Raw genomic sequence first — 26,033 nt, 5'->3', positions numbered from 1 at the left:
CGGTCAGGACGGCTCGTCCATCGCTTTGCGGAACGGCCCGGCCTCGGTGAGCTCGCGGCCGACCTCGTCGACATAGGCGCGCTCGCGCTTCAGATAATCGTCGATGGCGCGGCGCAGGCCGCGATCGGCGATGAAGTGGGCGGAATAGGTGGTCTGCGGCAGGTAGCCGCGGGCGATCTTGTGCTCGCCCTGCGCGCCGGCTTCCACGACCCTGAGCCGGCGCTCAATCGCAAACTCGATCGCCTGATAGTAGCAGACCTCGAAATGCAGGAACGGGTGGTGCTCGATCGCGCCCCAATTGCGCCCGAACAGCGTGTCGGAGCCGATGAAGTTGATCGCGCCTGCGATCCAGCGGCCCTCGCGTCTGGCCATCACCAGCAGCACGTCGTCGGCCATGCTCGCGCCGATCAGCGAAAAGAATTTCCGGTTGAGATAGGGGCGGCCCCATTTGCGCGAGCCGGTGTCCATATAGAAGTCGAAGAAGGCGTCCCAGGCCTCTTCCGTGATGTCCTTGCCGGTCAGCCGGTGGATCGTGATTCCATTCGCCAGTGCGTCGCGCCGCTCGCGCTTGATCGCCTTGCGGTGGCGGGAATTCAGCGTCGCCAGGAAATCGTCGAAGGTTGCGAAGCCCTCGTTGTGCCAGTGAAACTGCTGGTCCGTGCGCTGCAGGAAACCCTGCCGTGCCAGCAGCTCCCATTCATGCTCGCGGGCAAAGGTGACATGGACGGAAGAGGCCTCGCTGATCCCGCATAGCGCAATCAGCCCCTGCGCGAGCGCATTGCCGATTTGGGCCCGGTCTTCGCCGGCACGGATCAGGAGGCGGGGACCTGTGGCCGGGGTGAACGGAACCGAGACCTGCAGCTTCGGGTAATAGCGGCCGCCGGCGCGCTCATAGGCATCCGCCCAGCCGCGGTCGAAGACATATTCGCCTTGCGAGTGCGATTTCAGATAGCAGGGCACGATGCCGACGATCCGCTCGTTGACCTTGGCCACGAGATGGCGCGGCGCCCAGCCGGTGCGGATCGTGGCGCAGCCGGAGGCTTCGGCAGCAGACAAAAATGCGTGCGAGACGAAAGGGTTATAGGACTGGCTGAGATCGTCGCACGAACTCGGCAGCTTTGCCGGACCTCGCGGATTGGCGCAGGCGTCCCAGTCGGCGGCCGGAATCTCGCCAATCCCGGGCAGAGCTTCGAGCGTGATCTCAGATGATGCCATCGAACCCTTGGAAGCCCTTGGAAGAGGTGGAGGGACGAGCGCTTCCCGTCAGGCCCCTCGCTTTAAGATCGTGCATCGCAGCAGCAACTGCAAGGTCGCTCTCAAGCCTCCGGCACAAAGCCTTCGAAAATCATCTGATCTGCGTAGCGGGCGGCGGCCTGGCGCTGCTCCGGGGTACGCACCGTCCAGGCCAGCAGCGGGCAGCCGAACACATTGCGCGCGATCCAGGGCGCGGGCGCCGGCAGCTGATTGACCCAATAGGCGACGAAATGCGGCTGAGTGCGGAACCCGTGCTTCAGATGCAGCATGCTGTCGCGCTGCTCACGCGTCAGCTTGTTCCAGTAACCGTCCTCATAGTTCCGCTGGGCGACGATGCCGCGCGGCAGCTTCGGCATGATCTCGCGCAGCGCCATCACCTGGTCCGGGTCGAAGGACATCCCCACCACGGGACCCGAATAGGTGGCCAGCACCTCGGCCATCCGTTTCACCAGGCGGCGATCGCCGTTGAAAAAGCTTTTCACCTCGATGACCAGCGGCACGCGGCCGGCGACGAGGTTGCAGAGATCGGCGAGCGTCATCATGCGCTCACCGGTGTTCTTGAAGGGGAGCGCTTGCAGCTCGGCTGCGGTCTTCTCGATCAGATAGCCGGAGCCCTCGGTGAGCCGGCCGAGCTCATGGTCATGATGCACCATGGCCTCGCCATCGGCCGACAACTGGATGTCGCATTCGATGGCGAAATTGCCGGCCACTGCGGCGCGCGCCGCGGCCGGCATGTTCTCGACCACGCCGCGGGCGATGTCATGCAGCCCGCGATGGGCGACGGGGCGGGCGGTCAGCCAGTCAGGTGCACGCATGTTGGCCCCGTCCGCTCTGCCAAGCTTCAGGCGATTTCGAACACGCCTTCGACTTCCACCGCCGCATCGGCCGGCAGCGCGGCGACGCCGACGGTGGTGCGGGCATGGCGGCCCTTGTCGCCGAACACGGCGACCATCAGGTCCGAGGCGCCGTTCAGCACTTTCGGGCCGTCCAGGAAATCCGGCGCCGAGTTGACGAAGCCGCCGAGCCGAACCACGCGCACGACCTTCTCGAGGTCGCCGACCGCAGCCTTCACCTGGGCCAGCAGGTTGATGGCGCAGCCGCGGGCGGCCGCCGCGCCGTCTTCCACCGAGACGCCAGCGCCGAGCTTGCCCTTGGCGATCAGCTTGCCGTCTGCGCCGAAGCAGACCTGGCCCGAGACAAACAGCAGATTGCCTGATCGGACGAAGGGGACGTAATTCGCCACCGGCGCCGCGGGCTGAGGCAAGGTGATGCCCTGAGCCGCCAAATTCTGTTCAACCGTACCCGCCATGGATATCCCCGTCTGGTCATGAATGGCCGATCCGACGGTCGGACCGGCGGCTTTCTTTGGCGTATCGCACCGTCACTTGCAAGTCGGCCGCAGAGCCATAACCAGCTGCCGAAATCTGCAGCAGCGCCTCCAGTCGCGGTCCGCGTGCGACTGGATCATTCGCACGTTTACGTGAGGCAGCCCCAGTTGCGACGCAATGCCACGATCTCTAATGTGACGGTTCTTTTATCGGCCTTGGAAAGACTCACATGGCTCATTCGTTTCGACCGGCGATCGGTGCGCTGGCTATTGCCGCAATGTCCTTCGGCTCGGCGCAGGCCGCGGCCGGAGCGCCGTTCCTGCCGCATCAGGCGCTCTACGATCTGAGCCTGGTGAAGTCGCGCGGATCGAGCCCGATCAACAGCGCGCGCGGCCGGATCCTTTACAATTTCTCGGGCAATGCCTGCGAGGGTTACACCTCCGAATTCCGCCAGGTCTCCGAACTCGACGTCGGTGAAGGCAAGGTGACGTTGAGCGATTTGCGCTCGACGGCGTGGGAGGACGGCGCCGGCAAGAGCTACCGGTTCAAGATCGACTCGCGGACCAACGACACCGACTCCAATCCGGTCGATGGCATTGCCGAGCGCACCGGTGATCATATCACGGTCAAATTGAAGCAGCCGGAGCCTAAGACCTTCACGCTCGACGGCAAGACGGTGTTTCCGACCGAGCAGATCCAGCGCATCATTGCCGCGGCTCGCGAGGGTAAATCGTTGCTTGAACTCACCGTCTACGACGGCTCGGACAATGGCGAGAAGGTCTACAATACGTTGTCCGTGATCGGGCAGCCGATTCCCGCCGACAAGGCGGTTTCCGCGCCTGATCCAGCGACTGCGAGCGAGCAGATGAAGGGGCTGACCCGCTGGCCGGTTACCGTGAGCTATTACGACAACGAGGCGAAGAAGACGGAAGGCGAACAGACGCCGATCTATTCAATGTCGTTCGAGCTGTACGAGAATGGCGTGTCGCGTTCGCTGGTGCTCGACTACAATGATTTCGTCATTGCCGGCGCGGTGAGCAAGTTCGACATCAAGGACAACAAGGACGCCAAGCCCTGCAGCAACTGACGTCGTCGAGTCGTCGGTCTCTTGGCCTTTCCGGCTTCGATGTGACGTCTTTGGCGGGCCTGCGCGCTTCGGTTACGATCCCGCCTCAGCCGGTCTTTTCCGGGCCGTCGTAGGCGATGCCGCGGATCACGGCGCTCTGGCCGAATTTCTTGCGCAAGGCGTCCATCGCGCGCTCGGCCTGCGCCGAGCGGCGGTCGAGCATGTCGGCATCAGCGGCTTCCGACCCCGGTCGCAACGCGCTGACGCCGGCGCCCATCAGACGGAAGGCGGTGCCGTCGGTCTCGCGCGCCAGCATGTCGCGGCAGACCGCAAAGATCTTGCCGGCCAGCTGGGTCGGTGCGCCCACGGATTGCGAACGGGTGCGCTGGCGGAAATCCGCCGTCTTCAGTTTCAAGGTGATGGTGCAGCCGGACAGATCGCTCGCCTTCAGCCGGTGCGAGACTTTCTCTGAAAGCCGCCACAGCAGCTTTTCCAGGGTGGCGTAATCGCGGATATCGTCCTCGAACGTGGTCTCGCTGGAAATGCTTTTGGCGCCGCGATCGGCAACGACCTTGCGGTCGTCGATGCCGCGCGCCAGGCGCCAGAGCCTGCGGCCGTCGCTCGGAAACTGCTTCATCAGCTCGATCTCATCGGCCCGCTGCAGGTCGGCGATGGTGCGAAAGCCACGGCTCGCCAGCCGCTCCTGGGTGGCGGGGCCGACGCCGAAGATGAAGCCGACCGGCTTGTCCTTGAGCATGTCGCAGGCTTGTTCCTGATCCAACGTGGCGAAGCCGCGCGGCTTGTCGAGATCGGACGCGATCTTGGCCAGGAACTTGTTGCAGGACAGCCCGACCGAGACCGTGATGCCGATGTTCGTCTCCACCTCCTGGGCAAAGCGCGCCAGCACCTTGGCCGGGATCATGCCGTGGACGCGTTCGGTCCCGGACAAATCCAGGAATGCCTCGTCGATCGACAATGGCTCGACCAGCGGCGTCAGGGCCTGCATCGCCTGTCGCACCTCGCGGCCGACGCGGACGTATTTTGCCATGTCGGGGCGGATCACCACCGCAGACGGGCAGAGCTCGAGTGCCTTGAACATCGGCATCGCCGAGCGGACTCCGTAGGTCCGCGCGATGTAGCACGCCGCCGAAACCACGCCGCGCTTGCCGCCGCCGATGATGACGGGCCGATCGGCGACCTCAGGATTGTCGCGCTTCTCGACCGTCGCGTAGAACGCGTCGCAATCGATATGGGCGAGCGTGAGCGCGGGCAGCGCGCGATGCCGGACCAAGCGCGGTGAGCCGCACGCGGTACAGCGCCTGGCCTGTGCGTCGAGATCGCTCAGACAGTCCCGACAGAAGCAGGCCGGCCCGGTTGCCGCGCGCGGTCCTGCATCCGGCGGGGGGGCGCTCACGGCACGTCGCGCTCCCATTTGCGGTCCCCCAATACCTCCCGCGCCGCCATGATGTTGGTCGGATGAAGCTTGGAGGCGGCCGCGAAAGCCTTAACGCTCTCGTCGTCCCGCAAAACGAAATCGAGCACATTGACGAGGAAATTCGGGTCGGTCGCCGCCGAGCGCAGCGTCTCCGGGCCGATGCCGGTGTCGGCCAGGAACCGGCCCAGGCGCTCGGGTTCCCCCGCCAGGAAGGAAAGGGCCTGAACCGCAACGATTTCAGCCACTTCGCGGGGATTCTGAACAGGCTTTTTCAACGGCCGATTTGCCTTTCCGTTAACTTCTCGTCTCTACTTTGCGATCATCATGCCCGAGTCTTCGGAATCTGTTCAAGCAAGTGGAAACCATCTTCCCGAAGATGGATGATCAACTTTAACGGCTTTACGCGAATCTAGGGCGAGTTTGAATTAGATGACACGGCGGGCAGGGGCGTCCGCCGGAGGGCAGGCCGGTGTCAATGAATGGGAGGGACGGATGGGAAAGACCGTCCTGATCGTGGAGGACAACGAGCTCAATATGAAGCTCTTCCGCGATCTTCTGGAAGCGCATGGCTATCAGACCGCCGGCACCAGCTCCGGTGTGGAGGCGCTCGACATCGTCCGCAAGACGCGCCCCGATCTGATCCTGATGGATATTCAGCTGCCTCAGGTCTCCGGCCTCGAAGTGACGCGCTGGATCAAGGATGATCCGGAGCTGCGTTCGATCCCGGTGGTCGCCGTCACGGCATTTGCGATGAAGGGCGACGAAGAGCGCATCCGCGAGGGCGGATGCGAGGCCTATCTTTCAAAACCGATCTCGGTCGGAAAATTCATTGAAACTGTGCGACGATTTATCGGGTAGGGAGTCTTCGATGTCCGCGCGTATTCTTGTGGTCGACGACGTCCCGGCCAACGTGAAGCTATTGGAAGCACGGCTGTCTGCCGAATATTTCGACGTGCTGACCGCGGCCAATGGCGCCGAGGCGCTGCAGATCTGTCAGCGCGCCGAGTGCGACATCATCCTGCTCGACGTAATGATGCCGGACATGGACGGTTTCGAGGTCTGTCGCAGGCTCAAGACGAACCCGGTGACGCATTACATCCCGGTGGTCATGATCACCGCGCTCGACAGTCCCGCGGATCGTGTCCGCGGACTGGAGGCCGGCGCCGACGACTTCCTCACCAAGCCGGTCTCGGACGTCGTCTTGATCGCGCGTGTCAGGTCGCTGACGCGGCTGAAGATGATGACCGATGAGTTGCGCATGCGCGCGCTCACCTCGCTCGAGATCGGCGTGCAGGCGCCGGAGCGCAATGCGGTCGCCGATACCGGACGCGGCGGGCGGGTGCTCCTGGTCGATGACCGGCCGTCGTCCTATGAGCGCTTGGCCCCGCTGCTTGCGACCGAGCACACGGTCGACGTGGAGCCCAATCCGGCGGAGGCGGTGTTCAACGCCGCCGACGGCAACTATGATCTCGTCATCGTCTCGCTCGATCTCGACAACTTCGATGGTCTGAGGCTGTGCAGCCAGATCCGCTCGCTGGAGCGGACCCGCCATGTTCCGATCCTGGCCCTGACGGAAGCGGAGAACAACACGCGCCTGTTGCGCGGGCTCGAGATCGGCGTGAACGATTATCTGTTGCGTCCGGTCGACAAGAACGAGCTGATGGCACGGGCACGCACCCAGATCCGCAGGCGCCGCTACACCGATCATCTGCGCGACAATGTGCAGAACTCGATCGAGATGGCGATCACGGATGGGCTCACCTCGCTGCACAACCGTCGCTACATGGAAACGCATCTCGCCACGCTCGCGGAGCAGGCGGCAAGCCGCGGCAAGCCCCTGGGGCTGATGATGCTGGACATCGACTTCTTCAAGGCCATCAACGACACTTACGGTCACGATGCCGGTGATGACGTGCTGCGCGAATTCGCCATGCGCGTACGCCGCTCGATCCGCGGCATCGATCTGGCCTGCCGCTATGGCGGCGAGGAGTTCGTGATCGTGATGCCGGAGACCGATCTGCATGTCGCGGGCATGGTCGCGGAGCGGCTGCGCCGGTCGATCGCCAATGAGCCGTTTGCAGTCCATAAGGGCGTGAAGCGCATCGACGTGACGGTCTCGATCGGACTGTCCACGCTCGAGCACAAGGGCGAGCCGATCAGCGACGTGCTCAAGCGTGCGGATACGGCGCTCTATCGGGCCAAGCACGACGGCCGCAATCGCGTCGTCACCATCGCGCCGCCGAACCAGGCGAGCTATCTGCCGCAGGTGGCCGGACGAGGCCGCTGAGGGGCAGGGCGGTGCTGCGGCCCGGTTGCAGCGCGCGCCGCCGGCGATGCGTGCGCGCATCTCTCTCCACCTGTCATTCCGGGGCGCTCACGACTTTGTCGCGCGCGGAATGACAGCGAGTTTGTTGTAAGAAACATCCCGACATAAATCTCGTCCTCGCAACGCATTTTGCGATCGAGCTTTGAAGTTCATTCCCTCTTCGAGACGGAACGTCTGAAGACGACTTCACGTCGGCTCGGGAGACCTCCTGGCGAGCAACGCGGTACGTGCCTTGATCTTGCACGACCTCCGTGGTAAGCACGTAGCATGATCAACGTCGTGCGCAATCGTACCCGTAAACACATGACCCGCTCTCGCTGGGCCGTGGAAGGAGTCGTGCGCTAGGAATTCGACGACGCGATCTTTTCACCAGGCCCCGCCGGCATCGGACGGGGCCTTTTGTTTGGCCACGCTCTCTGCCGGCACAACAGCAGGAGCATCCGATGCCACCCCAACAGACGAACAGCAGGTCCGAGATCGAGCCCAATGCCGCAGGGCTCGGCCTCGATCCCATCGCGCTGACGAGAAACGCCGCAGGCCACGCTTTGGCAGCGGCGCGCCCCGATGCGTCCATTGCCGCGCTGAGAGACGCCTTGTCGGAAAAGGACGCTGCCGGACCACCGGCCGCATCGACGCGGAGTCTGTTCAGCTTGCTCGAGCGATACTGGCGCGCGTTTCAGGAAGGTCGCCGGCGCCGGAGGGGGAGAGCGAGCTTGCTTGAGCTGAGTGAGAGACAGTTGATGGATATCGGCCTGACACAAGGTGACATCGACTCCATCGCCGCTCACCAAGCGATTGAGAGGCTCAAGGACAGCACGACGTATCTGTTGCTGTCCCGAGGTGTGATGTAGCTGATGGCAAGTCGCCGCGCGTTTGACTTGGCGCCGTCATATGCGGACATGTGCGTTGCGAGCGATTTGGGCCCGCAACGCGCTTCAAGAAAATGAGATGTCACGTAGAGAGAGCGTGTCCATGAGCGCCGATGTCATGATCCGACGCCTAAGGCCAGACGACGCGAATTCGTTCAGAGCCATTCGCTTGGAGGCACTGACGGTGAACCCGGAAGCGTTGGGGAGCACCCTTGCGCTTGAAGATAAGCTCGACGTGCCGTGGTTTGCGAGCCGACTTGAAAACTCACACGTCATGGGTGCGTTTCGAGATGACGAACTTGTCGGAACGGCCGGTTTCGCTGTTCAGCAGGGGCAGAAGCACGCCCATAAGGGCAGGCTTTGGGGGATGTATGTTCGACCGAGCTCAAGAAACATCGGCGTCGGACGCTTGTTGGTGAGCGCCGTGCTGGATGTCGCGCGCGAGAAAGTTGAACTGATCCAATTGACCGTCGTCAGGGATAATCGACCTGCCCGGAGGCTCTATGAGAGTGTAGGTTTCGTGGAATTCGGTATGGAGCCGAAAGCCTCAAAGCTTGGCGAAAAATATTACGACGAAGCACATATGGCGCTCGACTTCAGTCAGTCAGGGCGGATCAGCGAAGCGTGATCCGCCGCTCTTCTACAATCGTTGTGGAATCCGCCCCACGGGCTGGTTCGCGCGTCAAACTCGCCGCAGCGGCCGTGGCGGCTGCGATGCGGCTCTGGCCCTGGGCCGTCGATACAAAACGGCCGGCGCGGGACCAATTCCCGGCCGGCTGTCGATGTGTCCGGATGAAGGGCTATTACGCCGCGCGCACGCCCTTGAGAAACTTCTCGAGTTCGTCCTTGAGCAGGCTGCTGTCCTTAGAGAGCGAGTGCGCTGCGGCCAATACCTGCGCGGATGCCTTGCCGGTCGCGCTGGCACCCTGACTGGCGTCGCCGATGTTGCTGGCGACGCGGCTGGTGCCGCTGGCGACGTCCTGCACGTTGCGGGAGATCTGTCCGGTGGACGCGCCCTGCTGCTCCACGGCCGCGGCGATGCCAGCGGCGATCTCCGAGATCTGCTTGATCGTGCCGCCGATCCGCTTGATGGAGGCGACCGAAGTCTGCGTGGCGCTCTGGATGCCCTCGATCTGCTGGCCGATCTCCTCGGTCGCCTTGGCGGTCTGCGAGGCCAGCGCCTTGACCTCGGACGCGACGACGGCAAAGCCGCGGCCGGCGTCGCCGGCGCGGGCGGCTTCAATGGTCGCGTTGAGCGCGAGAAGATTGGTTTGGGCCGCAATCGAAGTGATCAGCTTGAGCACGTCGCCGATCCGCTCGGCCGTGCGGGAAAGCTCGCTGATGCCGGCATCCGTCTGCTCGATCTGTCGCACCGCTTCCTCCGCGATGCCGGTCGACTCGGTGACTTGCCGGCCGATCTCGTTGACGGAGGAGGCCATCTCTTCCGTGGCGGAGGCGACCGACTGCACCTTGGTCGAGACTTCGGTCGAGGCGGAAGCCGCACTCGACGACAGCACCTGGGTGTTCTCCGCGGTCTTGCTCAGCGTGGTGGCGGACGCCTCGAGTTCATGCGAGGCCGTGGAGACCTTGTTGATGATCTGTCCGACGGTGGCTTCGAACTCGTCCGCCAATTTGCGGACCGCAAGGTGCTGTTCCTGCTTGGCGGCGTCGAGATACACGGAGATCGCAAGATCCATGTCGAGCATGGCCGCGCGCGTGATCGCCGCCTGCAGCACCGCCTTCTTCTCCCGCGCACCTTGACCGGCGAACCAGCCGTTTGCCATTTCGGTTTCGATGGCTTTCTGCAGACCGGTTACGATCATCGAATAGCCGGCAATATACCAGCGCGGTTCGATGCCAAGACGGTTGTGGGTCATGCCGATCCGCGTCACCGACTGCACATAGGCGTCGTCGAATTTGGCGGCCGCGAGCGAGCTCCAGTGATCGATCTGAGCCTGCTTGGCGTGGCGAATGACGGCCGGGTTGGGAAACAGCTTGGCGAGCTGGGGGTACTTGGTGACGTGGGCGTAGAACTGGTCGAGGATGCCGGGCAGGACGCGGCCGATCAGCGGGCGCAGCTCGCGTAGAGCTTCGCGGGTGGCGTTATCGATACCGATGAAATCGAGGCGGGACAAAATGGCATTTGTGTCGTTCATCGGCGAATCCATCGGTCAAAGCAAAACAGCAGGCCGCCCCTATCAGGGCCCTATGGTGCTAAGCGTGAATTGCAAATGTTTGGTTGACGTTTCCCTAAGCGGAGAGAGGCTCCGGTATTATTATCGGGTGGCGGGGTAGGCTAGATGGTGAGCGGGGAAGGGCCGACGCTGTGGATGCGGTGCCGTTCGGGCGTCTCTGATCGTGATCCGTCGAGCCCAAGCGACCAAAGGTCAAAACCCAAATAAAAACGGGGCCTTGAAGGCCCCGTCAAAGTCGGCAGATACCCGCGATCTTACTTGATCTTGGCTTCGCGGAATTCGACGTGCTTGCGCGCAACCGGGTCATACTTCTTCTTGACCATCTTCTCGGTCATGGTGCGCGAATTCTTCTTGGCGACGTAATAGAAGCCGGTGTCGGCCGACGACACGAGCTTGACCTTGATGGTGACCGCTTTGGCCATGACTTGAACCTTTGTGGACGGAATCGGTGGGAGTGGGCGCCGGCCAAAGAGGGGGCGCAGTTGGCGGGCAACCTACCCAGCCAGCCTCCAAAGTCAAGGTTTCCGGGCCGGATTCTCCGGCCTTTAGCCCTCGAAGAAGCGGTTTTTCGGCCGGGGCAGGCCGAGATTTTCCCGCAGCGTCGGCCCCTCATACTCTTTACGGAAGATCCCGCGCCGCTGGAGTTCGGGAATCACCTTATCGACGAAGTCGTAGAGCCCCTGGGGCAAATATGGGAACATGATGTTGAATCCGTCGCTGCCGCGGCTGGTCAGCCATTCCTCCATCTGGTCGGCGATGGTTTTGGCCGTGCCGACGAACGACAATCCGCCGTAGCCGCCGACCCGCTGGGCCAGCTGGCGCACCGTGAGGTTCTCGCGGGCGGCGAGATCGACCATGCGCTGGCGCCCGCTCTTGGATGCATTGGTCTCCGGGATCGGCGGCAGCGGCCCGTCACGATCGAAGCCGGATGCATCGGTGCCGAGGATCACCGACAGCGAAGCAATGGCGCTGTCGTAATGCACCAGACTGTCCAGCTTCGCGCGTTTCTCCTTGGCCTCATCGACACTGTCGCCGACCACGACGAAGGCGCCGGGCAGGATCTTCAGATGCTCCGGATCGCGGCCGACCTTCTCCATCCGTCCCTTGATGTCGGCATAGAGCGTCTTTCCGTCGGCGAGGTTGCCGCCGCCGGTGAAGACCGCTTCGGCGGTTTCGGCCGCGAGCTGCTTGCCGTCCTCGGAGGCGCCGGCCTGCACGATCACCGGCCAGCCCTGCACGGGGCGCGCGATGTTCAGCGGCCCGCGGACCTTCAGATATTTGCCCTTGTGATCGAGCACATGCATCTTGGCGGGATCGAAATACAGGCCTTGGTCGACGTCGCGCACGAAGGCGTCATCGGCAAAGGAATCCCACAGGCCGGTGACGACGTCGTAGAACTCCCGCGCCCGCTTGTAGCGCTCGGCATGCTCCATGTGATCGTCGAGGCCGAAGTTCAGCGCGGCGTCCGGATTGGACGTCGTGACGATGTTCCAGCCGGCGCGGCCGCCGGAGATATGGTCGAGCGAGGCAAAGCGGCGCGCGACGTGATAGGGTTCGTCGAAGGTGGTCGAGCCGGTCGCGATCAGGCCGATGTTCTCGGTGACGGCCGACAGCGCCGAGAGCAGCGTGAACGGCTCGAACGAGGTCACGGTGTGGCTGCGCTTCAGCGCATTGATCGGCATGTTCAGTACGGCCAGATGGTCGGCCATGAAGAAGGCGTCGAACTTGCCGGCCTCGATCTTGCGGATCAGCTGCTTCAGATGGGAGAAGTTGAAATTGGCGTCAGGCCACGCTCCAGGATAACGCCAGGCGGCGGTGTGAATCGAGACCGGGCGCATGAAGGCGCCGAGCTTGAGTTGACGTGGGGCCATAGGCTGCACTTTCCTGGATGTTATTTGCAAAGACATGGGAACGTTTGGTTCGTGAGTCATCGGCCGTCTCGGGGAGGAATGTTGCCATTTGCATTCCGTATGGGGAATATCGTTCCCCTGGTCGAACATGTCCGATGCATCGAACCGTCCAGCGGAGTCGCCGACAAACTGCCCAGTCACTGAGAGTACCTCATGGCAGCTGCAGCGGAAGCTGACATCATTCGCCTCGAACTACCGATGCCTTTGCTTGGGCGGGCGATCGCTTTGCCGCTGATTGCGGCCGGCTGCTACCTGCTTTGGAATGTGGCGGTTGGTCTTGGCGAGGTGCTGGCAAGCCCCAGCTATCCCGGGGGAGATTGGGCAGCAATCGCCATTTTTGCCGGACTTGGCCTCGCGGTCATCATTCCGGGTCTCCTTATTGCGACTTTTCGCGGGGCGCCACGGTGAGTCCGAGCGCTGGCGAAATCGTCATCACGAGGAGTTTCGGGCCATTCCAGCTTCGGAGTGTCCGACGGCTCTCGAACTACAAGCTGATCAGCATTACCGATGATGGCGACGCCAACGCACGCGGTGTACGAAGTCAATTTGTGCGGCGGCAAAGGCGCTGAGCCGCTCAATGTGCGCGGTTTCAGCCGTTGCGAGGACGCAAACGCCTTGGCGCGGCAGTTCGCCGGCGCGCTCAAAATCCCGGTTAAGGACTTTGTCGATACCGAGCCTGATGCGGACGATGTCGACGGCTGATCATGCCAGCACGTCCTTGCATCTTGCCGCCGTCGGAAGTGGAAGAACGACTGACGCCGAATACTCGGAATGGCGTATTTGCCGAAGCGGTCGTCGTCCAATCCGCCACGGATACGTCATTTGAGACTGATCGACAATCGCGAAGAAGAGACGTGGACATCGTCCTTTGCACGCAAACTCATGCTGCGGAAGAGAGGGAGCAGTTGGCGGTTATCGCCCTTCGTGCGACTGCCCTCGCTCCGCGATCTCGAAAAAGTTCAGCCCTTGCTGGTGGCCTTGACGAAAGCGCCGATTTGGGCGGAAGCCTCGTCTGGATATTGATGATGCGGCCCGTGCCCGGCTCGCGCATAGGTGATCAGATGAAGGGTCGGCAGTTGTCGATTCAACGCGTACCAGTTCTCGATCGGGAACACGATGTCGTGGTCGGCTCCCAGGTGCAGGATTGGAACCGACGTCGTCTTCAAGAGCTGCAAAATCTGGTCTGACGGAAACACAGGATTGCGCGGCGTGTTGCCGATCTGCGCCATGGCCCAGTCGGCCGGAACGTCGGGGCTGCGGTCCTGCTTTCGCGCCATAATGCGATCGAACGAGCGCTTTGAAGCCGCCCGGCTGCCTGCGTCCGCAGGTTCGAAGAACACAGTCGTGAACTGCTCCAATGCGATGCCGGGGATTGCCGCGGTATCATAGAAGAGTTGCTCGCCCGTCTTGACCAGCGGGCCCGGAGGCGTCGTGGCCAACAGAACCACATGACTTGCCATCGGACCGGTCATTGCCAGCAAGATCTGCGCGGCGATCCCTCCGATCGACCATCCACCGATCGCGACGTCCTTGAGGCCGAGTGCCTCGATGAGATCCTTGCCATCCTTGGCGAGCGACATCGGATTGTAGGATTTTTCGCCAGTCGACTGGCCAAGACCTGAATAGTCGAAGGTTACGACCTGAAAGCCCTGTGCGGCCAATCCGTCGATGAAGGCGGGATCCCAAAGATCGAGGACGCCGCGAAAGCGGTTGCACAGGACCAGCGGCTTGCCCGTACCGACGGATCGATAGGCGAGGCGGCGTCCGCCAACGTCGACGAACTGGGTGGGGGCGGTCACCGAACTGGCGGCGGCCTGCGCCTTCAGCGGCAACGCAAGTGCCGCAGCGCCCAGCGCTCCGGCAGTGATCATCGTGCGACGAGATTGAGAGTTCATGTCCGTAATTCCTGCTAAGGCAGCATCGAGGCTGCTGGCTGGATCGACGGGATGGTTACGCGTTTCGAGATGAGGCTGGAGTACCGATCGGCCGGTATCGCCGACCGATCGGAGCGTTGGGACTAGGCGCTGGCGCACGCGCGGTAGCGCTCGGCGGGCTGCGCACCCAAACCTGAGGGCAGAACCGCGCGTGCGCCCTCGAACGCCTCCCAGAGGCCAAGGTCCGAAAGGGGCGGTATCGTCACGGCTTCGCGCCGATCGAAGCCGACCAGCGCCGCGTCGACCAGGTCCTCGACGCCCATGAGATTGGGAATTTTCGAGAGATCGGCACCCGCCCGTTCCCAGATTTCGGTCCTGGTTGCCGCCGGTACCACGGCCTGGACGTAGACGCCCTTAGGCCCGACCTCGGCCGCCAGCCCCTGCGAAAAGGTGAGCACGTAAGACTTGGTTGCCGAATAAATCCCCGGGAAAAACGCGGGCATGAACGACACCACCGAACCGAGATTGATGATGGCGCCGCTTCCGCGTTTCACCATGCCCCCGATCGCCGCCGAAGCCAGCAGGGTCGGCGCAGTCACATTGAGCTTGAGCAGTTGCTCCATAGCGGCGGGATCCGCCGCTTCGAACGGGCCGAGCAGCGCCGCGCCAGCGTTGTTGACCAGAATCTCGACTGGGCTGCCCGAACGCAGCCGGTTCGCCACCATTTGCAGCTGTGCGGCATCTGTCAAATCCGCAGTCAGGACTTCGACGGCAATCCCGTGCGCCTTGTGCAGTTCCGCCGCAAGGGCCGCCATTCGCTCCGTCGCGCGAGCGACGAGGACGAGGTCATGGCCGCGCGCGGCAAGGCGCCGCGCATAGACGGCGCCGATGCCGCTGGAGGCGCCAGTAATGAGTGCAGTGGACATGTCTTCTTCTCCATGGGAGGGGCCATCTGTCCCCAAATGTAGATGACGATCATCATCTAATTGCAAAGATGATGGTTGTCATCTACATTTTTTTGAACTGAGGGAGATTTATTTTGGCGAGAAGCCGGGAGCAGAAGGCGGAGAGCAGGCGGGCGATCGTGAACTCGGCCGCTAAGTTGTTCCGGGAAAAGGGAGTTGACGGTGTTACCGTCGCGGAGATCATGGACGCAGCGGGACTGACGCACGGCGGCTTTCCAAGGCACTTCGCGAGTAAACAGGAGCTCGTGACCGAGGCCCTGGCGGACATTTTCGAGTCCAGCAATCGTCAACCCTTGCTGCCGACGGATGTCCGTGGCTTCGCCCGCGCGTATCTGCGGCCAGAACATCGGGATGCGGCGGGGGCGGGATGCGTCTTCGCGGCGCTCGGGCCCGAGATGTCGCGGGCGCCGGCGCCCACACGCCGCGTCCTGACCGAGGAGATGCGACGGCAGATCGAACAATTCATAGCCTCGGCGCCAGGTGACGATTCGCACCAGAAGCGTGTCGCGGCCATCGGCAGTTGGGCAGCGATGATTGGGGCGATGTTGCTCGCGCGCATCTCCGATTCAGAAGAGCTGTCGGACGAAATCCTACAGGCGACCCGCGCCTTTCTCGGCGCGGAGCCCTGAGAGTTGCCGATATCGGAGCGCTTCGACAAGTAAGCGAATGCCTGCGCCTGCTGCCTGCGGCTCGGTCAATGCAAGTGATAGCCGGAAATTGGTGGGCACCAATCCTCCAGCACGCGCGAAGACGCCCCTGCGCGCGACCTCGGCCTTGACCTGTTCCTCGGGAGGCAGGCAAGTCCGAGCCCAGCCCATAGCCACCACCGCCCGCGGAAGTCTTGGCCGATCCGCACTGCGATCATGTCCTTCGCGACTTGCTCGCCGAGGCGGACCCCGGCGTCGATGGAGACTGACGTCTACGCGCCCAGCACGTCCCTGTGCATCTTGCCGCTGTAGAAGTGGAAGAATGGCACCGGCGCATCGTGGCGCAGCGGACCGGTGGCAAGGCGCCGCTCCAGTTCGTTGAGCACATTCTTCGTCATCGGGTGCAGATCGGCGAGGGGTTTCGAGCCGAGCTCGACCCACACGAGCTCGACGAGCTCGGCATCCGGATGCACCACACCCTCGACGCGATGGGTGATCGAGGAGGCGTCCGCCGTGAAGAAGCGGGTATCGAAACGCTTGATGCGGCCGGGCGGAGTGATTGCGCGCGCGATCAGGAACAGGCTGGACGGATCGGGCAGCAGGCCCGCTTGAGCAAATGGGGCCCAGGGCCCATCGAGTGTCGGCAGCGCGCCGTCGATCCGCCGCCCCAGGCATAGGCCCGTCTCTTCGCAGGCCTCGCGGATGGCGGCGACGGCGAGCGACTTCGCGCGCGATACGCTCGTCTGCGGCCGTCCCTTGAACAGATTGGCTTGTAGCTCCGGCGGAATAGGAGCCGCCACGGGCACGCGATGGTCCGTCTTGTCGACGCGTCCACCGGGGAAGACGAACTTGCCGGGCATGAACACCACCTTGTCGTGGCGTTTGCCCACCAGCACCTTCGGCGCATGTCCGCTGCGGTCGATCAGGATCAGCGTCGCCGCGTCCCTCGGCTTGGTGTAGGGATGATGATCGGCCTCCTTCTCGGCGGGCTTGCCCGCCGGCGCTCCCGTGGTCTGTGCCGTCTCGCTCATGTCCTCCCCATTTCCATTCGTTTGTTGGCCGTTCACACCGGCGGGATGCCTTCCGCGGGATTGTCGTCGAAGCCGTGCATGCGCAAGGCCCATTGCAGGCCGACGACGGTGCCCTTGACGGGTTGCAGCAGCGCCAGCGAGGCGAACAGCGTCAGCGGCAGATAGATCGCCAGCTGCAGCGGGACCGGGGGCGAATAATTGGTTTCGATATAGAGCGCGAGCGGCACCACGATGTGACCGACGATGACGATCACGAGATAGGCCGGCAGGTCGTCGGCGCGATGGCCGGAGAAATCCTGGCCGCAATTGTCACAGCTGTCGGCGACCTTGAGAAAGGCGCGAAACAGCTTGCCTTCGCCGCAGCGCGGGCAACGGCCGCGACAGCCGCGCTTCATCGCGCTCCAGACGTCGCGCGTCTCGACCAGACCGGTGTCGCGCGTCCAGGTCGTCGGGCGCACGCTCTTCGGGGTCGTGCTCATGGCGTCCATGATTTGCCTTTCTTCGATGTGCCGGACTTGCGTTTAGTCTTCGGCTTCGCGTTTTTCTGACGTTTGGTCCGTGTCCCAGCCTTCGCGCGCTTCGATGTCGCCTCTTTGCCCTTTTTGGCTTCGGATTTCAGCCTGCCTCTGACGCTCTCGCGCGCCTTGGGACCTTCACGCCGCCGATGGCGCGGGACCAGCACGTCGGCCTCGGTCAATAGTTCGAACCGCAGGGCGCCGGCCACGGGCTGAGCTTCTACCAGACGCACGTCGACGACGTCACCCAGCCGGTGCATGGCGCCGCTGCGCTGGCCGATCAGCGCGTGCCGCGTTTCGTCGTAATCGAAATATTCCGTGCCGAGGGTGCGGATCGGCACCAGCCCGTCGGCTCCGGTGTCGTTGAGCTTGACGAACAGGCCGGCGCGGGTGACGCCGGAGATACGGCCCTGGAAGGTGGCGCCGACGCGATCGGCGAGGTGATGCGCAATGAGACGGTCGGCGGTCTCGCGCTCGGCCTTCATGGCACGGCGCTCGGTCACCGAAATCTGCGCGGCGACTTCCGCGAGATGATCTCCCGTCTCGCTGTCGGGCAGGGCGCCATCGCCGAGGCCCAGCGCCCGGATCAATCCACGATGGACGACAAGGTCGGCATAGCGGCGGATCGGCGAGGTGAAATGCGCATAGCGGCGCAGGTTGAGGCCGAAATGCCCGTAATTCTCCGCGGAATATTCCGCCTGCGCCTGCGAACGCAACACCACCTCATTGACCAGCTGCTCGTAGTCCTGCCCCGCCACCAGGGTCAGCACGCGGTTGAACAATGATGGACGCAGCGCGCCGGACTTGGCGAAGGGGACATCGAGCGTCTTCAGGAATTCCTGCAGAGCGTGGACCTTCTCGACCGCGGGCTCGTCATGCACGCGGTAGATCAGCGGCAGCGATTTCTTCTCCAGCATTTCCGCCGCTGCGACGTTGGCGAGGATCATGAATTCCTCGATCAGCCGATGCGCATTGAGCCGCTCCGGCACGACGACGCGGTCGACCGTGCCATCGGGCTTCAACAGGATCTTGCGTTCGGGAAGATCGAGATCGAGCGGATCGCGGGCGTCGCGGCCGCGCTTGGCAACCTCATAGGCGGCGTAAAGGGGCTTCAAGATCGGCTCGAGCAGGGGGCCGGCGACGTCGTCCGGCCTGCCGTCGATCGCCGCTTGCGCCTGTGCATAGGCGAGCTTGGCCGCCGAGCGCATCAACACGCGATGGAAAGTATGCGAACGCTTGCGGCCGTCGGCGCCGAGCACAATGCGCACCGCGAGCGCGCCGCGCGGCTCGCCCGGCACCAGCGAGCAGAGATTGTTGGAGATGCGCTCCGGCAGCATCGGCACGACGCGATCGGGGAAATAGACCGAGTTGCCGCGCCGAAGCGCGTCGCGGTCGAGCGCCGAACCTGGCCGTACATAATAGGCGACATCGGCGATGGCGACATGGACGATGTAGCCGCCCTTGTTGTTCGGATCGGGATCAGGCTCGGCGTGGACCGCGTCGTCGTGGTCCTTGGCGTCGGGCGGATCGATGGTGACCAGCGGCAGCTCGCGCCAGTCTTCGCGTCCCTTCAAGCTTGCAGGCTGGGCGTCCTCGGCCTCCTGCACTGCAGCGGGTGAGAAATCGAGCGGGATTTCATGCGCGTGGATCGCGATCAGGCTGATCGCCTTTTCCGTCGCGATCGAGCCGTAGCGCTCCTTGACGCGGCCGGCGGGCAGACCGAAACCGCGTCCGCGCAAAAGGTCGACGCTGACGAGATCGCCGTCCTTGGCCTCGCGGCTGTCCGCGGGGGCGATGCTGAGCTCGCGTCCGGCCTGCTTCTTGTCGACCGGGATCAGCCGGCCGCCGCCGCCGGGCGATGCGCGGAAGATGCCGAGCACACGATGCTTGGCATGATCCAGCACCTTGATGACGCGGCCCCGATAGGACACGCCTTCGGCGGTTTCGCTGGAGTCGATCCGTAACAACGCGCGGTCGCCGACCCCGGCGGTGGCGCCGGGGCGGGCATGGCGCGGCGTGTGAATGCGGATGCGCGGTGGTTCGGATTGTTCGGCCTCGTCCCATTCGGCCGGGGTGGCGATCAGTTCGCCGTCGCTGTCACGACCGGTGATGTCGGCAATGAGCGTCGCCGGCAGGGACGCGGCCTCCGTGATCGCTCGTCGGCCGCTCTTCTTGACGGCGCCCTGATCGACGAGATCGCGCAAAATTCGTTTCAGCTCGGCGCGATCGGCATTCTTCAGGCCGAATTCGCGCGCGATTTCCTTGGTGCCAACCTTGCCCGGATTGGCGCGGATGAAGGCGACGATGGCCTCCCGCGAAGGGAAGCCGATGTCGCGCTTTTGGCTCATTTTCTCATCCGCGGGCCTTGCCGGCGCTTTTCTTCGCAGGTGCCTTCGCGCCGGAGGACGGTTTGGCCGAGGTCTTGACGGCCTTGCCGACCGGCGCGCGCGCCTTGCTGGTGGACTCTGAGTTCGATTTGGCTGCGGCCTTCTTCACCGCTGCTTTCTTGGCTGGCTTCTTCGCAGGCTTTGGCGTGTCGCCATCCTCTCCTTCGGCCTCGGCGGCCTTGGATTTGGCGGCCTTGGCTGCGGTCTTCCCTGGCGTCTTGGCCTTTTTCGCAGCCTTGCCGCCACCCTTCGCGGCCCGTTCATCGAGCAACGCAATGGCCTCGGGCAGCGTGATCGTATCCTTGTCCTTGTCGCCGGGGATCGTCGCGTTGACGCCGCCGGCCGTGACATAGGCGCCATAACGCCCGCTCTTCACGGCAACAGCGCCGAGCGAGGGATGGTCGCCGAGCGCCTTGCCGGGATCGGCGCCGAAGCGCTTGCTTGGACCCTTGGCGACCTTCTCGGCGATCAGCGTGACGGCGCGGTTGAGGCCGATGTCGAACACCTCGTCGCCCGCTTCCAGGCTCGCATAGGTCTTGTCGTGCTTCACGAACGGGCCGAAGCGGCCGATGCCTGCGGTGATCGGCAGGCCCGTCTCCGGATGCCGGCCGATTTCGCGTGGCAGCGACAGCAGCTTCAGCGCGAGCTCGAGGTCGACGTCGGACGGCTGCGTGCCCTTGGGAATGCCCGCGCGCTTGGGCTTCTCGCCTTCCGCATAATCCTTCTGGTCGCCGAGCTGGATATAGGGGCCGAAGCGGCCGGCCTTGATCGTGACGTCCAGACCGGACTCCGGGTCCTGCCCGAGCACGCGATCGGCCGCAGCCTCGCTGTCGGCGGCGAGCGGCCGTGTATAGCGGCACTCCGGATAGTTCGAGCAGCCGACAAAGGCGCCGAACTTTCCGGCCTTCAGGTTCAGCCGTCCGGTGCCGCAGGTCGGGCATTGCCTGATATCGCCGCCATCGGCGCGCGGCGGATAGATGTGCGGACCCAGCATCTCATCGAGCGAGTCCAGCACCTGCGCGACGCGCAGATCCTTGATGTCGTCGACGGCGCCGATGAAGTCGCGCCAGAAATCCTTCAGCACCTGCTGCCAGGAGATCTCGTTGTTGGAGATGCGGTCGAGCTGCTCCTCGAGATCGGCCGTGAAGTCGTATTCGACGTAGCGGCGGAAGAAGTTCTCCAGGAACGCGACCACGACGCGGCCCTTGTCCTCGCCGTGCAGACGCTTCTTCTCCAGCTTCACATAGCCGCGGTCCTTCAGGACCTGCAGGATCGAGGCATAGGTCGAGGGCCGGCCGATGCCGAGCTCCTCCATCCGCTTGACCAGCGAAGCTTCCGAGAAGCGCGGCGGCGGTTCGGTGAAATGCTGGGTGACGGAGAGGTCCTGCCGCTTCAACGGCTCGCCCTGGCTCATCTGCGGCAGACGGCGGCTGTCCTCGTCCTCCTCGTCGTCGCGGCCTTCCTGGTACAGTGCCAGGAAGCCGTCGAACTTGATCACCTGGCCGGTGGCGCGCAGCTCCAGCGCGCGCGAACCTGCCTTGGCTGATATGTCGACCGTGGTGCGCTCGAGCTCCGCCGATTCCATCTGGCTGGCGATGGTGCGGGTCCAGATCAGCTCATAGAGCTTGGCCTGATCGTCGTCGAGCCGCCGGCGCAGGTCGGCCGGGCGGCGCGACAGATCCGTCGGGCGGATGGCTTCGTGCGCTTCCTGCGCGTTCTTGGCCTTGGTCTGGTACTGGCGCGGGCTGTCCGGCACATAGGCGTTGCCGTAGATCTCGCCGATCACCTTGCGCGCCTGCGTGATCGCCTCGGGTGCGATCTGCACGCCGTCGGTTCGCATATAAGTAATGAGGCCGGTGGTCTCGCCGCCGATATCGATGCCCTCATAGAGCCGCTGCGCGATGCGCATGGTGTGCGCCGGCGCAAAGCCGAGCTTGCGGCTCGCCTCCTGCTGCAACGTCGAAGTCGTGAAGGGCGCTTGCGGATTGCGCCGTGCGGGCTTGGCGTCGACGGACGTGACGGTGAAGGTCGCCGCGTTCAGCGCCTGCTTGAAGTCTTCGGCTTCGGCACCGGTGCCGATATCGAGGCGCTGGATTTTCTTGCCGTCGGCCCCGACCAGACGCGCCTCGAAGGTTTCGCCGCGGGGCGTCGCCAGCGTCGCGATCAATGACCAGTATTCGCGCGGAACGAACTTCTCGATCTCCATCTCGCGGTCGCAGACCAGCCGCAACGCCACCGACTGCACGCGCCCAGCGGAGCGCGCGCCGGGGAGCTTGCGCCACAGCACCGGCGAAAGGGTGAAGCCGACCAGATAATCCAGCGCACGGCGCGCCATATAGGCGTCGACCAGCGCGCCGTCGATCTGGCGCGGATGCTTCATGGCTTCGGAGACGGCCTGCTTGGTGATGGCGTTGAACACCACGCGCTCGATCTTCTGATCCTTCAGCGCGCGCTTCTCCTTCAGGACCTCCAGCACGTGCCAGGAGATCGCCTCGCCCTCGCGATCAGGGTCGGTGGCGAGAATCAGCCGCTCCGCTCCCTTCAGCGACTTGGCAATCTCGTTCAGTCGACTGGCGGCCTTGGGATCGACCTCCCAGATCATCCGAAAATTGTGGTCGGGATCGACGGATCCATTTTTTGCCGGGAGGTCGCGGACATGGCCGAAAGAGGCCAAAACCTCATAGGAGGAGCCCAGATATTTATTGATCGTCTTGGCTTTCGCCGGCGACTCCACGATGACGATATTCATGCAGTTCCAGTAGCTTACGGGAAAGATTGAAGCCAGTTTCGCGGATTCGCCAAAGGCCTCGTTGACCCGAACATGGGTGGTGAGACGGTTCCTGTCAAATCGAAGCGTGTTGAAAGCCGGGGCGAGAAGGCTACCGACGTATAAGCAGGGTTGCGGAGAGGTGCCCTGGAGTTACGCTCGCATCAGGAGTACTTTTACATCGATGCACGTAATTTGATCAATTTGATTAAATCAGCGCGAAAGCGAAACATGTCATCCACCGGCGCAGGACGGCGCTCTTCCCATGAAGGCGTGGAAGAGATCGGAGTGGACGAGGCGATCGCGTTCATTGCGGAAACGACGGAGAGCTTGGCGCGGCTGGCACGTCGCCACGACCTCGACATGCTTGATTATATATTGCGCATGGCCCGCTTGGAGGCGGAGGAACATTGGCGGCGTCGCGATCGCCGCACCTTATCCTGAGCTGTGCCTCCCCTGAACGCGGTATGCCTTCAACTCGGATGGCGCGAGCCTGGATGCCGCGGCCGCAGGGTCGTATCGCCGACGGCCAGGAGCTGTTTGTAGATGGCGGCGCAAGCGCATCGCCGGCCGGCGCGCCGATCTATCGAGGCTAAGCAGAAGGGCGCAGGGAACTTCAGCTCAGAGTGCGCGTGTCCGCGGGCACTCTGAGCTTTCCGCTGAATTTGCTTCTCACTTGAACCTTTGTCGCGGCCGGGCAGACCCCCAAGGGGGACAAGGGAGGACAAGCAAGGGGGACAAGGGGGAGCGGAGTTCATTTGACATATTCATATTCGGAGAGTTGCGATGACAAAGCTTGCGCGCGTCTCTGCATCAGTGCCCGTTTCGGCTGCTCCATCCAACAAGGCGACTGCAAACAAGGCGGCAGCCGCACGATCTGACTGGGACAGTTTTCTCTCAGTTCTGTTGTTCTGCGCGCTCGGCCTTCTGGTCTCGCTGGGCGCTTTGCTGCTCGGCGCACCCTTGGTCTGGGATTGACCGGATCGACTGTCGCGGAACGGCTGCCGCCTCCGGCGAGGCAAGCGGCAGCCGGATATTGTCAAGCCGCCCGCAAGCTGCTGGCAGCCTCGAGCGCGCTCTTGACCGCCTGCTCGCGGTGCTCGGGGCTGACCTGGATGCCCTCGGCCGCAATGAATTCGATGTCCGTCACGCCGAGGAAGCTGAAGACCCCGCGCAGATAAGTCTCCAGATGTTCGAAGGCCGCCATCGGGGTGTCCGCGCCGTAATAGCCGCCGCGTGAGATCGCGACGATCACGCGCTTGCCTCCGGAGAGCCCTTCCGGGCCCTGCGGGCCGTATTTGAACGTCTTGCCCGGGACCGCGATCCGATCGATCCAGGCCTTGAGCTGGCTCGGGATGGAAAAATTGTACATGGGGGCGCCGATCACGACGATATCGGCTGCCAGGAACTCCTCGAGCACGGCCTGTGCCGTCGCAAGGTCCTGCTGGATGGCGGGATCGCTCGGCGAAATGCCCTGAGCCGCGGCCAAATGCGCGCCGGACAGGTGGGGCAGGGGCACAGCCGAGAGGTCGCGATAGGTGATTTCAAGGACGGGAGCCGTTTGCCGCAGCCGTTCGACGACGGCTGCAGAGACCTGCCGGCTGACGGAGTGGGGGCCGAGGACGCTTGAATCCAAGTGGAGGAGTTTGGGCATGACAGTCACCTTGTGTCGGTTTAAGTTTGTAACCGACGCTATATGAGTGACTGCTGGCGCAGCGCACAAGAACGCACAATTTTCAAACCTGAGCACATCCGTGAAACCAGAGAACATGGAAGTTGCCGCCCAACGGCCACAGCCCGAGCATAATGATTGCCGCGGCGCTGCCTCGATTCTCGCGCGGGTCGGGGACAAATGGAGCGTGTTCGTCATCATGATGCTGGGCGACGGCCCGAAGCGCTTCAACGAACTCAAGCGGCTGGTCGGCGGCATTTCGCAGCGAATGCTGACCTTGACCCTGCGCGGCTTGGAGCGCGACGGCCTGGTGACGCGAACGGTGTTTCCCACCATTCCACCGCGCGTCGATTACGAACTCACCGATCTCGGCAGGGGCCTGTCGCAGCCGGTCAAGGCGCTTGGCGAATGGGCGATTGCGCACCGCGACCAGATCGAAGACGCGCGTATGCGATTTGATCTGCGCAGCGGGAGCGACTGATCGCTTCGGTTCGGCTCAGCTGAGCGACACCAGGCTGCCGCCGTGGCGCTCGAGCCTGCCGGCAAGTTCGAGCTCGAGGAGCACCGTGCGCAGCACGGCGGGCGCGAGGCCGCTGATCCGGATCAGGTCGTCGATCGAGACAGGGGTGGGCCCGAGCAGAGCGAGGATCTGATCGCGATCGTGGCTCTCGGGATCGGGCGCGAACGGCTCCTCATCATCTTCGTACAAGGGAAGCTGCGGCGGCCGCTCCATGATCGGTTCGACCGCGCGGATGATGTCGGCGACCTCGGTGACCAGCGTCGCGCCCTGCTTGATCAGATCGTTGGTGCCGGCCGCGCGCGGGTCGAGCGGCGAGCCCGGCACCGCGAACACTTCGCGGCCCTGTTCGCCGGCCATGCGTGCGGTGATGAGCGAGCCGGAGCGGTGTGCCGCCTCGACCACGACGACACCGAGCGCGCTGCCTGAGATCAATCGGTTGCGGCGGGGAAAATCGCGGGCGCGAGGTTCATGGCCCAGCGGCATTTCCGAGATCGCCGCGCCGCGCTCCGTGACGATGGCCGTGAGCAGGCCTGCGTGTTCCGGCGGATAGATCCGGTCATGACCACCGGCGAGCACGGCAACCGTGCCGCTCGCCAGGCTGGCGCGATGCGCGGCCTGATCGATGCCGCGGGCAAGGCCGGAGATCACAACGAAGCCGGCCTCGCCGAGCTCGCGGGCGAGTTGGCCGGCAAATTTCAACCCGGCGGCCGAAGCGTTGCGAGACCCGACAATGGCGATGATCGGCCGCATCAACGCCTCGCTGTCGCCGTGAATCCCGAGCAGGGGCGGCGCATCGTCCAGCATCGCGAGCCGCGGCGGGTAACCGGCTTCTTCAGGCGCGCGCAGGCTGATGCCGAGCTTGCGGCAGGCGAGAAGCTCGGCGCGCGCTTCGTCCGCACTGCAGATGCGCGCCGAGGCCGCGGCTCCTCCGCGCCGCGCCAGCTCCGGAAGCCGCTGCAGCGCCGCCCGCGCGCTGCCGAAATGGAGCAGCAGCGAGCGGAAGGTCCGCGGGCCGACATTATCGGAGCGGATCAACCGGAGACGGTCGAGCCGCTCGGCTTCGCTGAGTTCGGTTGTCGTGCTGACTGCGTCCACGCCTGCTCTCCGGTTCGGTGCAGCATGGAACAACCGCAGCGCGTGGGGAAGAGGGTAGCGGGGTGCCGCGCTGCCTTTGAGGCGAATCCCAGCACGCGAACTAGGGCGTGGACTCATAAACTCTAGTCCAGAGGCGCGCTGAGGCGAGTGCGACCGCAGCGAGGAAGTTGCATGCGA

At 63.8% G+C, this 26,033-nt stretch carries 27 protein-coding genes and 1 pseudogene; 11 read left to right on the top strand and 17 right to left on the bottom strand.

All coding sequences use genetic code 11. From position 1 onward, the window contains the following. Window positions 1-3: 3 nt before the first annotated feature. From QXZ85_RS30635 to QXZ85_RS30625, 3 genes are all read right to left on the bottom strand, one after another. Window positions 4-1,215 carry a GNAT family N-acetyltransferase gene (locus tag QXZ85_RS30635; protein WP_315744368.1) on the bottom strand — a complete coding sequence of 404 codons (1,212 nt, stop codon included), beginning with the start codon at window positions 1,213-1,215 and terminating at the stop codon, window positions 4-6. 101 nt (window positions 1,216-1,316) lie between these two features. After that, entirely contained in the window at window positions 1,317-2,069 is a 753-nt protein-coding gene (locus QXZ85_RS30630; RefSeq protein ID WP_315703284.1) for a glycerophosphodiester phosphodiesterase, read from the bottom strand. A 26-nt stretch (window positions 2,070-2,095) separates the two neighbouring features. Next, window positions 2,096-2,563, bottom strand: a complete 468-nt coding sequence (locus QXZ85_RS30625; RefSeq protein WP_315730180.1) for a RidA family protein — start codon at window positions 2,561-2,563, stop codon at window positions 2,096-2,098. A 248-nt stretch (window positions 2,564-2,811) separates the two neighbouring features. On the opposite strand from QXZ85_RS30625, the gene QXZ85_RS30620 reads away from it, so the two are divergent. Continuing rightward, the gene (locus QXZ85_RS30620; protein ID WP_315703286.1) at window positions 2,812-3,669 is read left to right on the top strand and encodes a cell envelope integrity EipB family protein; all 858 of its coding nucleotides are present in this window, start codon (window positions 2,812-2,814) and stop codon (window positions 3,667-3,669) included. Between the two features lie 85 nt (window positions 3,670-3,754). Here QXZ85_RS30620 and QXZ85_RS30615 read toward each other — a convergent pair whose 3' ends face one another. Both QXZ85_RS30615 and QXZ85_RS30610 read right to left on the bottom strand, forming a co-directional pair. After that, window positions 3,755-5,080 (bottom strand): DNA polymerase IV, encoded by a 1,326-nt coding sequence (locus QXZ85_RS30615; RefSeq protein WP_315703287.1) that lies wholly within the window; start codon window positions 5,078-5,080, stop codon window positions 3,755-3,757. Further along, window positions 5,059-5,358, bottom strand: coding sequence for a DUF3572 domain-containing protein (locus QXZ85_RS30610; protein ID WP_315703288.1), 300 nt, complete (start codon window positions 5,356-5,358; stop codon window positions 5,059-5,061). The genes QXZ85_RS30615 and QXZ85_RS30610 overlap by 22 nt, the downstream gene beginning before the upstream one ends. Before the next feature lie 217 nt (window positions 5,359-5,575). Between QXZ85_RS30610 and QXZ85_RS30605 the strand changes: the two genes are divergently transcribed. The 4 genes from QXZ85_RS30605 to QXZ85_RS30590 all read left to right on the top strand — a co-directional run bounded on the left by QXZ85_RS30605 (window position 5,576) and on the right by QXZ85_RS30590 (window position 8,906). Continuing rightward, window positions 5,576-5,941: a response regulator gene (locus QXZ85_RS30605; RefSeq protein ID WP_315703289.1), complete on the top strand. Its 366-nt coding sequence runs from the start codon at window positions 5,576-5,578 to the stop codon at window positions 5,939-5,941. A gap of 10 nt (window positions 5,942-5,951) precedes the next feature. Then, window positions 5,952-7,370: a PleD family two-component system response regulator gene (locus tag QXZ85_RS30600; RefSeq protein ID WP_315730181.1), complete on the top strand. Its 1,419-nt coding sequence runs from the start codon at window positions 5,952-5,954 to the stop codon at window positions 7,368-7,370. A gap of 482 nt (window positions 7,371-7,852) precedes the next feature. Further along, entirely contained in the window at window positions 7,853-8,260 is a 408-nt protein-coding gene (locus tag QXZ85_RS30595) for a DUF1127 domain-containing protein (RefSeq protein WP_315751201.1), read from the top strand. A 121-nt stretch (window positions 8,261-8,381) separates the two neighbouring features. Then, window positions 8,382-8,906: a GNAT family N-acetyltransferase gene (locus tag QXZ85_RS30590; RefSeq protein WP_315703292.1), complete on the top strand. Its 525-nt coding sequence runs from the start codon at window positions 8,382-8,384 to the stop codon at window positions 8,904-8,906. 175 nt (window positions 8,907-9,081) lie between these two features. On the opposite strand, the gene QXZ85_RS30585 is transcribed toward QXZ85_RS30590, so the two are convergent. The 3 genes from QXZ85_RS30585 to QXZ85_RS30575 all read right to left on the bottom strand — a co-directional run bounded on the left by QXZ85_RS30585 (window position 9,082) and on the right by QXZ85_RS30575 (window position 12,344). Further along, complete coding sequence (locus QXZ85_RS30585) at window positions 9,082-10,434, bottom strand: globin-coupled sensor protein (RefSeq protein ID WP_315703293.1); 1,353 nt, start codon at window positions 10,432-10,434, stop codon at window positions 9,082-9,084. A 293-nt stretch (window positions 10,435-10,727) separates the two neighbouring features. Next, window positions 10,728-10,895, bottom strand: a complete 168-nt coding sequence (rpmG, locus tag QXZ85_RS30580) for a 50S ribosomal protein L33 (RefSeq protein ID WP_008960778.1) — start codon at window positions 10,893-10,895, stop codon at window positions 10,728-10,730. A 123-nt stretch (window positions 10,896-11,018) separates the two neighbouring features. Continuing rightward, a complete protein-coding gene (locus QXZ85_RS30575) occupies window positions 11,019-12,344 on the bottom strand; it encodes an LLM class flavin-dependent oxidoreductase (RefSeq protein ID WP_316175449.1) in 1,326 nt (441 codons plus the stop codon). 192 nt (window positions 12,345-12,536) lie between these two features. Between QXZ85_RS30575 and QXZ85_RS30570 the strand changes: the two genes are divergently transcribed. Then, a complete protein-coding gene (locus QXZ85_RS30570) occupies window positions 12,537-12,791 on the top strand; it encodes a hypothetical protein (RefSeq protein WP_315703295.1) in 255 nt (84 codons plus the stop codon). A gap of 99 nt (window positions 12,792-12,890) precedes the next feature. Further along, complete coding sequence (locus QXZ85_RS30565) at window positions 12,891-13,085, top strand: hypothetical protein (protein WP_315703296.1); 195 nt, start codon at window positions 12,891-12,893, stop codon at window positions 13,083-13,085. A gap of 257 nt (window positions 13,086-13,342) precedes the next feature. Here QXZ85_RS30565 and QXZ85_RS30560 read toward each other — a convergent pair whose 3' ends face one another. Continuing rightward, on the bottom strand, window positions 13,343-14,278 hold the full coding sequence (locus QXZ85_RS30560; protein WP_315703297.1) for an alpha/beta hydrolase: 936 nt from the start codon (window positions 14,276-14,278) through the stop codon (window positions 13,343-13,345). Window positions 14,279-14,400: 122 nt separating this feature from the next. Beyond that, window positions 14,401-15,183, bottom strand: a complete 783-nt coding sequence (locus QXZ85_RS30555) for an SDR family oxidoreductase (RefSeq protein ID WP_315703298.1) — start codon at window positions 15,181-15,183, stop codon at window positions 14,401-14,403. A 158-nt stretch (window positions 15,184-15,341) separates the two neighbouring features. On the opposite strand from QXZ85_RS30555, the gene QXZ85_RS30550 reads away from it, so the two are divergent. Continuing rightward, window positions 15,342-15,851: a helix-turn-helix domain-containing protein gene (locus tag QXZ85_RS30550; RefSeq protein WP_316175447.1), complete on the top strand. Its 510-nt coding sequence runs from the start codon at window positions 15,342-15,344 to the stop codon at window positions 15,849-15,851. Here the strand turns inward: QXZ85_RS30550 and QXZ85_RS30545 are convergent. From QXZ85_RS30545 to topA, 5 genes and pseudogenes are all read right to left on the bottom strand, one after another. Beyond that, window positions 15,813-16,126 (bottom strand): annotated as a pseudogene (locus QXZ85_RS30545) (hypothetical protein); the annotation flags it as partial. The gene QXZ85_RS30550 and the pseudogene QXZ85_RS30545 overlap by 39 nt on opposite strands. A gap of 15 nt (window positions 16,127-16,141) precedes the next feature. Beyond that, entirely contained in the window at window positions 16,142-16,900 is a 759-nt protein-coding gene (locus QXZ85_RS30540; RefSeq protein WP_315703300.1) for an NUDIX domain-containing protein, read from the bottom strand. Window positions 16,901-16,932: 32 nt separating this feature from the next. Next, window positions 16,933-17,388, bottom strand: a complete 456-nt coding sequence (locus QXZ85_RS30535) for a DUF983 domain-containing protein (protein ID WP_315703301.1) — start codon at window positions 17,386-17,388, stop codon at window positions 16,933-16,935. Further along, the gene (rnr, locus tag QXZ85_RS30530) at window positions 17,376-19,763 is read right to left on the bottom strand and encodes a ribonuclease R (protein WP_315744364.1); all 2,388 of its coding nucleotides are present in this window, start codon (window positions 19,761-19,763) and stop codon (window positions 17,376-17,378) included. The genes QXZ85_RS30535 and rnr overlap by 13 nt, the downstream gene beginning before the upstream one ends. 4 nt (window positions 19,764-19,767) lie before the next feature. Then, the gene (gene topA, locus QXZ85_RS30525) at window positions 19,768-22,551 is read right to left on the bottom strand and encodes a type I DNA topoisomerase (RefSeq protein WP_315703303.1); all 2,784 of its coding nucleotides are present in this window, start codon (window positions 22,549-22,551) and stop codon (window positions 19,768-19,770) included. Between the two features lie 249 nt (window positions 22,552-22,800). On the opposite strand from topA, the gene QXZ85_RS30520 reads away from it, so the two are divergent. Then, window positions 22,801-23,013, top strand: coding sequence for a hypothetical protein (locus QXZ85_RS30520; protein WP_315703304.1), 213 nt, complete (start codon window positions 22,801-22,803; stop codon window positions 23,011-23,013). Window positions 23,014-23,355: 342 nt separating this feature from the next. Further along, window positions 23,356-23,547 carry a hypothetical protein gene (locus QXZ85_RS30515; RefSeq protein WP_315769466.1) on the top strand — a complete coding sequence of 64 codons (192 nt, stop codon included), beginning with the start codon at window positions 23,356-23,358 and terminating at the stop codon, window positions 23,545-23,547. Window positions 23,548-23,608: 61 nt separating this feature from the next. Here the strand turns inward: QXZ85_RS30515 and QXZ85_RS30510 are convergent, their stop codons facing one another. Beyond that, complete coding sequence (locus QXZ85_RS30510) at window positions 23,609-24,223, bottom strand: FMN-dependent NADH-azoreductase (RefSeq protein ID WP_315769467.1); 615 nt, start codon at window positions 24,221-24,223, stop codon at window positions 23,609-23,611. Window positions 24,224-24,311: 88 nt separating this feature from the next. On the opposite strand from QXZ85_RS30510, the gene QXZ85_RS30505 reads away from it, so the two are divergent. Further along, the gene (locus tag QXZ85_RS30505; protein ID WP_315704253.1) at window positions 24,312-24,722 is read left to right on the top strand and encodes a helix-turn-helix domain-containing protein; all 411 of its coding nucleotides are present in this window, start codon (window positions 24,312-24,314) and stop codon (window positions 24,720-24,722) included. A gap of 15 nt (window positions 24,723-24,737) precedes the next feature. Here QXZ85_RS30505 and dprA read toward each other — a convergent pair whose 3' ends face one another. After that, window positions 24,738-25,856, bottom strand: a complete 1,119-nt coding sequence (gene dprA, locus QXZ85_RS30500; protein WP_315769470.1) for a DNA-processing protein DprA — start codon at window positions 25,854-25,856, stop codon at window positions 24,738-24,740. Between the last annotated feature and the right edge of the window lie 177 nt (window positions 25,857-26,033).

This window comes from Bradyrhizobium sp. SZCCHNGR1005, assembly GCF_032489995.1.
Lineage (GTDB): Bacteria > Pseudomonadota > Alphaproteobacteria > Rhizobiales > Xanthobacteraceae > Bradyrhizobium.
Note: the sequence above shows the minus strand (reverse complement) of the source record. Positions and strands in the feature narration are given on the sequence as shown.

Excerpts from the sequence above, each read along its gene's own strand:
- QXZ85_RS30630 (WP_315703284.1), bottom strand. The coding sequence starts at position 2,069 with ATGCGTGCACCTGACTGGCTGACCGCCCGCCCCGTCGCCCATCGCGGG.
- QXZ85_RS30575 (WP_316175449.1), bottom strand. The coding sequence starts at position 12,344 with ATGGCCCCACGTCAACTCAAGCTCGGCGCCTTCATGCGCCCGGTCTCG.
- rnr (WP_315744364.1), bottom strand. The coding sequence starts at position 19,763 with ATGAGCCAAAAGCGCGACATCGGCTTCCCTTCGCGGGAGGCCATCGTC.
- QXZ85_RS30620 (WP_315703286.1), top strand. The coding sequence starts at position 2,812 with ATGGCTCATTCGTTTCGACCGGCGATCGGTGCGCTGGCTATTGCCGCA.
- QXZ85_RS30560 (WP_315703297.1), bottom strand. The coding sequence starts at position 14,278 with ATGAACTCTCAATCTCGTCGCACGATGATCACTGCCGGAGCGCTGGGC.
- QXZ85_RS30615 (WP_315703287.1), bottom strand. The coding sequence starts at position 5,080 with ATGGGAGCGCGACGTGCCGTGAGCGCCCCCCCGCCGGATGCAGGACCG.
- QXZ85_RS30510 (WP_315769467.1), bottom strand. The coding sequence starts at position 24,223 with ATGCCCAAACTCCTCCACTTGGATTCAAGCGTCCTCGGCCCCCACTCC.
- QXZ85_RS30590 (WP_315703292.1), top strand. The coding sequence starts at position 8,382 with ATGAGCGCCGATGTCATGATCCGACGCCTAAGGCCAGACGACGCGAAT.
- QXZ85_RS30535 (WP_315703301.1), bottom strand. The coding sequence starts at position 17,388 with ATGGACGCCATGAGCACGACCCCGAAGAGCGTGCGCCCGACGACCTGG.
- QXZ85_RS30570 (WP_315703295.1), top strand. The coding sequence starts at position 12,537 with ATGGCAGCTGCAGCGGAAGCTGACATCATTCGCCTCGAACTACCGATG.
- QXZ85_RS30585 (WP_315703293.1), bottom strand. The coding sequence starts at position 10,434 with ATGAACGACACAAATGCCATTTTGTCCCGCCTCGATTTCATCGGTATC.
- QXZ85_RS30565 (WP_315703296.1), top strand. The coding sequence starts at position 12,891 with ATGATGGCGACGCCAACGCACGCGGTGTACGAAGTCAATTTGTGCGGC.
- rpmG (WP_008960778.1), bottom strand. The coding sequence starts at position 10,895 with ATGGCCAAAGCGGTCACCATCAAGGTCAAGCTCGTGTCGTCGGCCGAC.
- QXZ85_RS30635 (WP_315744368.1), bottom strand. The coding sequence starts at position 1,215 with ATGGCATCATCTGAGATCACGCTCGAAGCTCTGCCCGGGATTGGCGAG.
- QXZ85_RS30515 (WP_315769466.1), top strand. The coding sequence starts at position 23,356 with ATGACAAAGCTTGCGCGCGTCTCTGCATCAGTGCCCGTTTCGGCTGCT.
- QXZ85_RS30520 (WP_315703304.1), top strand. The coding sequence starts at position 22,801 with ATGTCATCCACCGGCGCAGGACGGCGCTCTTCCCATGAAGGCGTGGAA.
- QXZ85_RS30625 (WP_315730180.1), bottom strand. The coding sequence starts at position 2,563 with ATGGCGGGTACGGTTGAACAGAATTTGGCGGCTCAGGGCATCACCTTG.
- QXZ85_RS30595 (WP_315751201.1), top strand. The coding sequence starts at position 7,853 with ATGCCACCCCAACAGACGAACAGCAGGTCCGAGATCGAGCCCAATGCC.
- QXZ85_RS30555 (WP_315703298.1), bottom strand. The coding sequence starts at position 15,183 with ATGTCCACTGCACTCATTACTGGCGCCTCCAGCGGCATCGGCGCCGTC.
- QXZ85_RS30605 (WP_315703289.1), top strand. The coding sequence starts at position 5,576 with ATGGGAAAGACCGTCCTGATCGTGGAGGACAACGAGCTCAATATGAAG.
- QXZ85_RS30600 (WP_315730181.1), top strand. The coding sequence starts at position 5,952 with ATGTCCGCGCGTATTCTTGTGGTCGACGACGTCCCGGCCAACGTGAAG.
- topA (WP_315703303.1), bottom strand. The coding sequence starts at position 22,551 with ATGAATATCGTCATCGTGGAGTCGCCGGCGAAAGCCAAGACGATCAAT.
- QXZ85_RS30540 (WP_315703300.1), bottom strand. The coding sequence starts at position 16,900 with ATGAGCGAGACGGCACAGACCACGGGAGCGCCGGCGGGCAAGCCCGCC.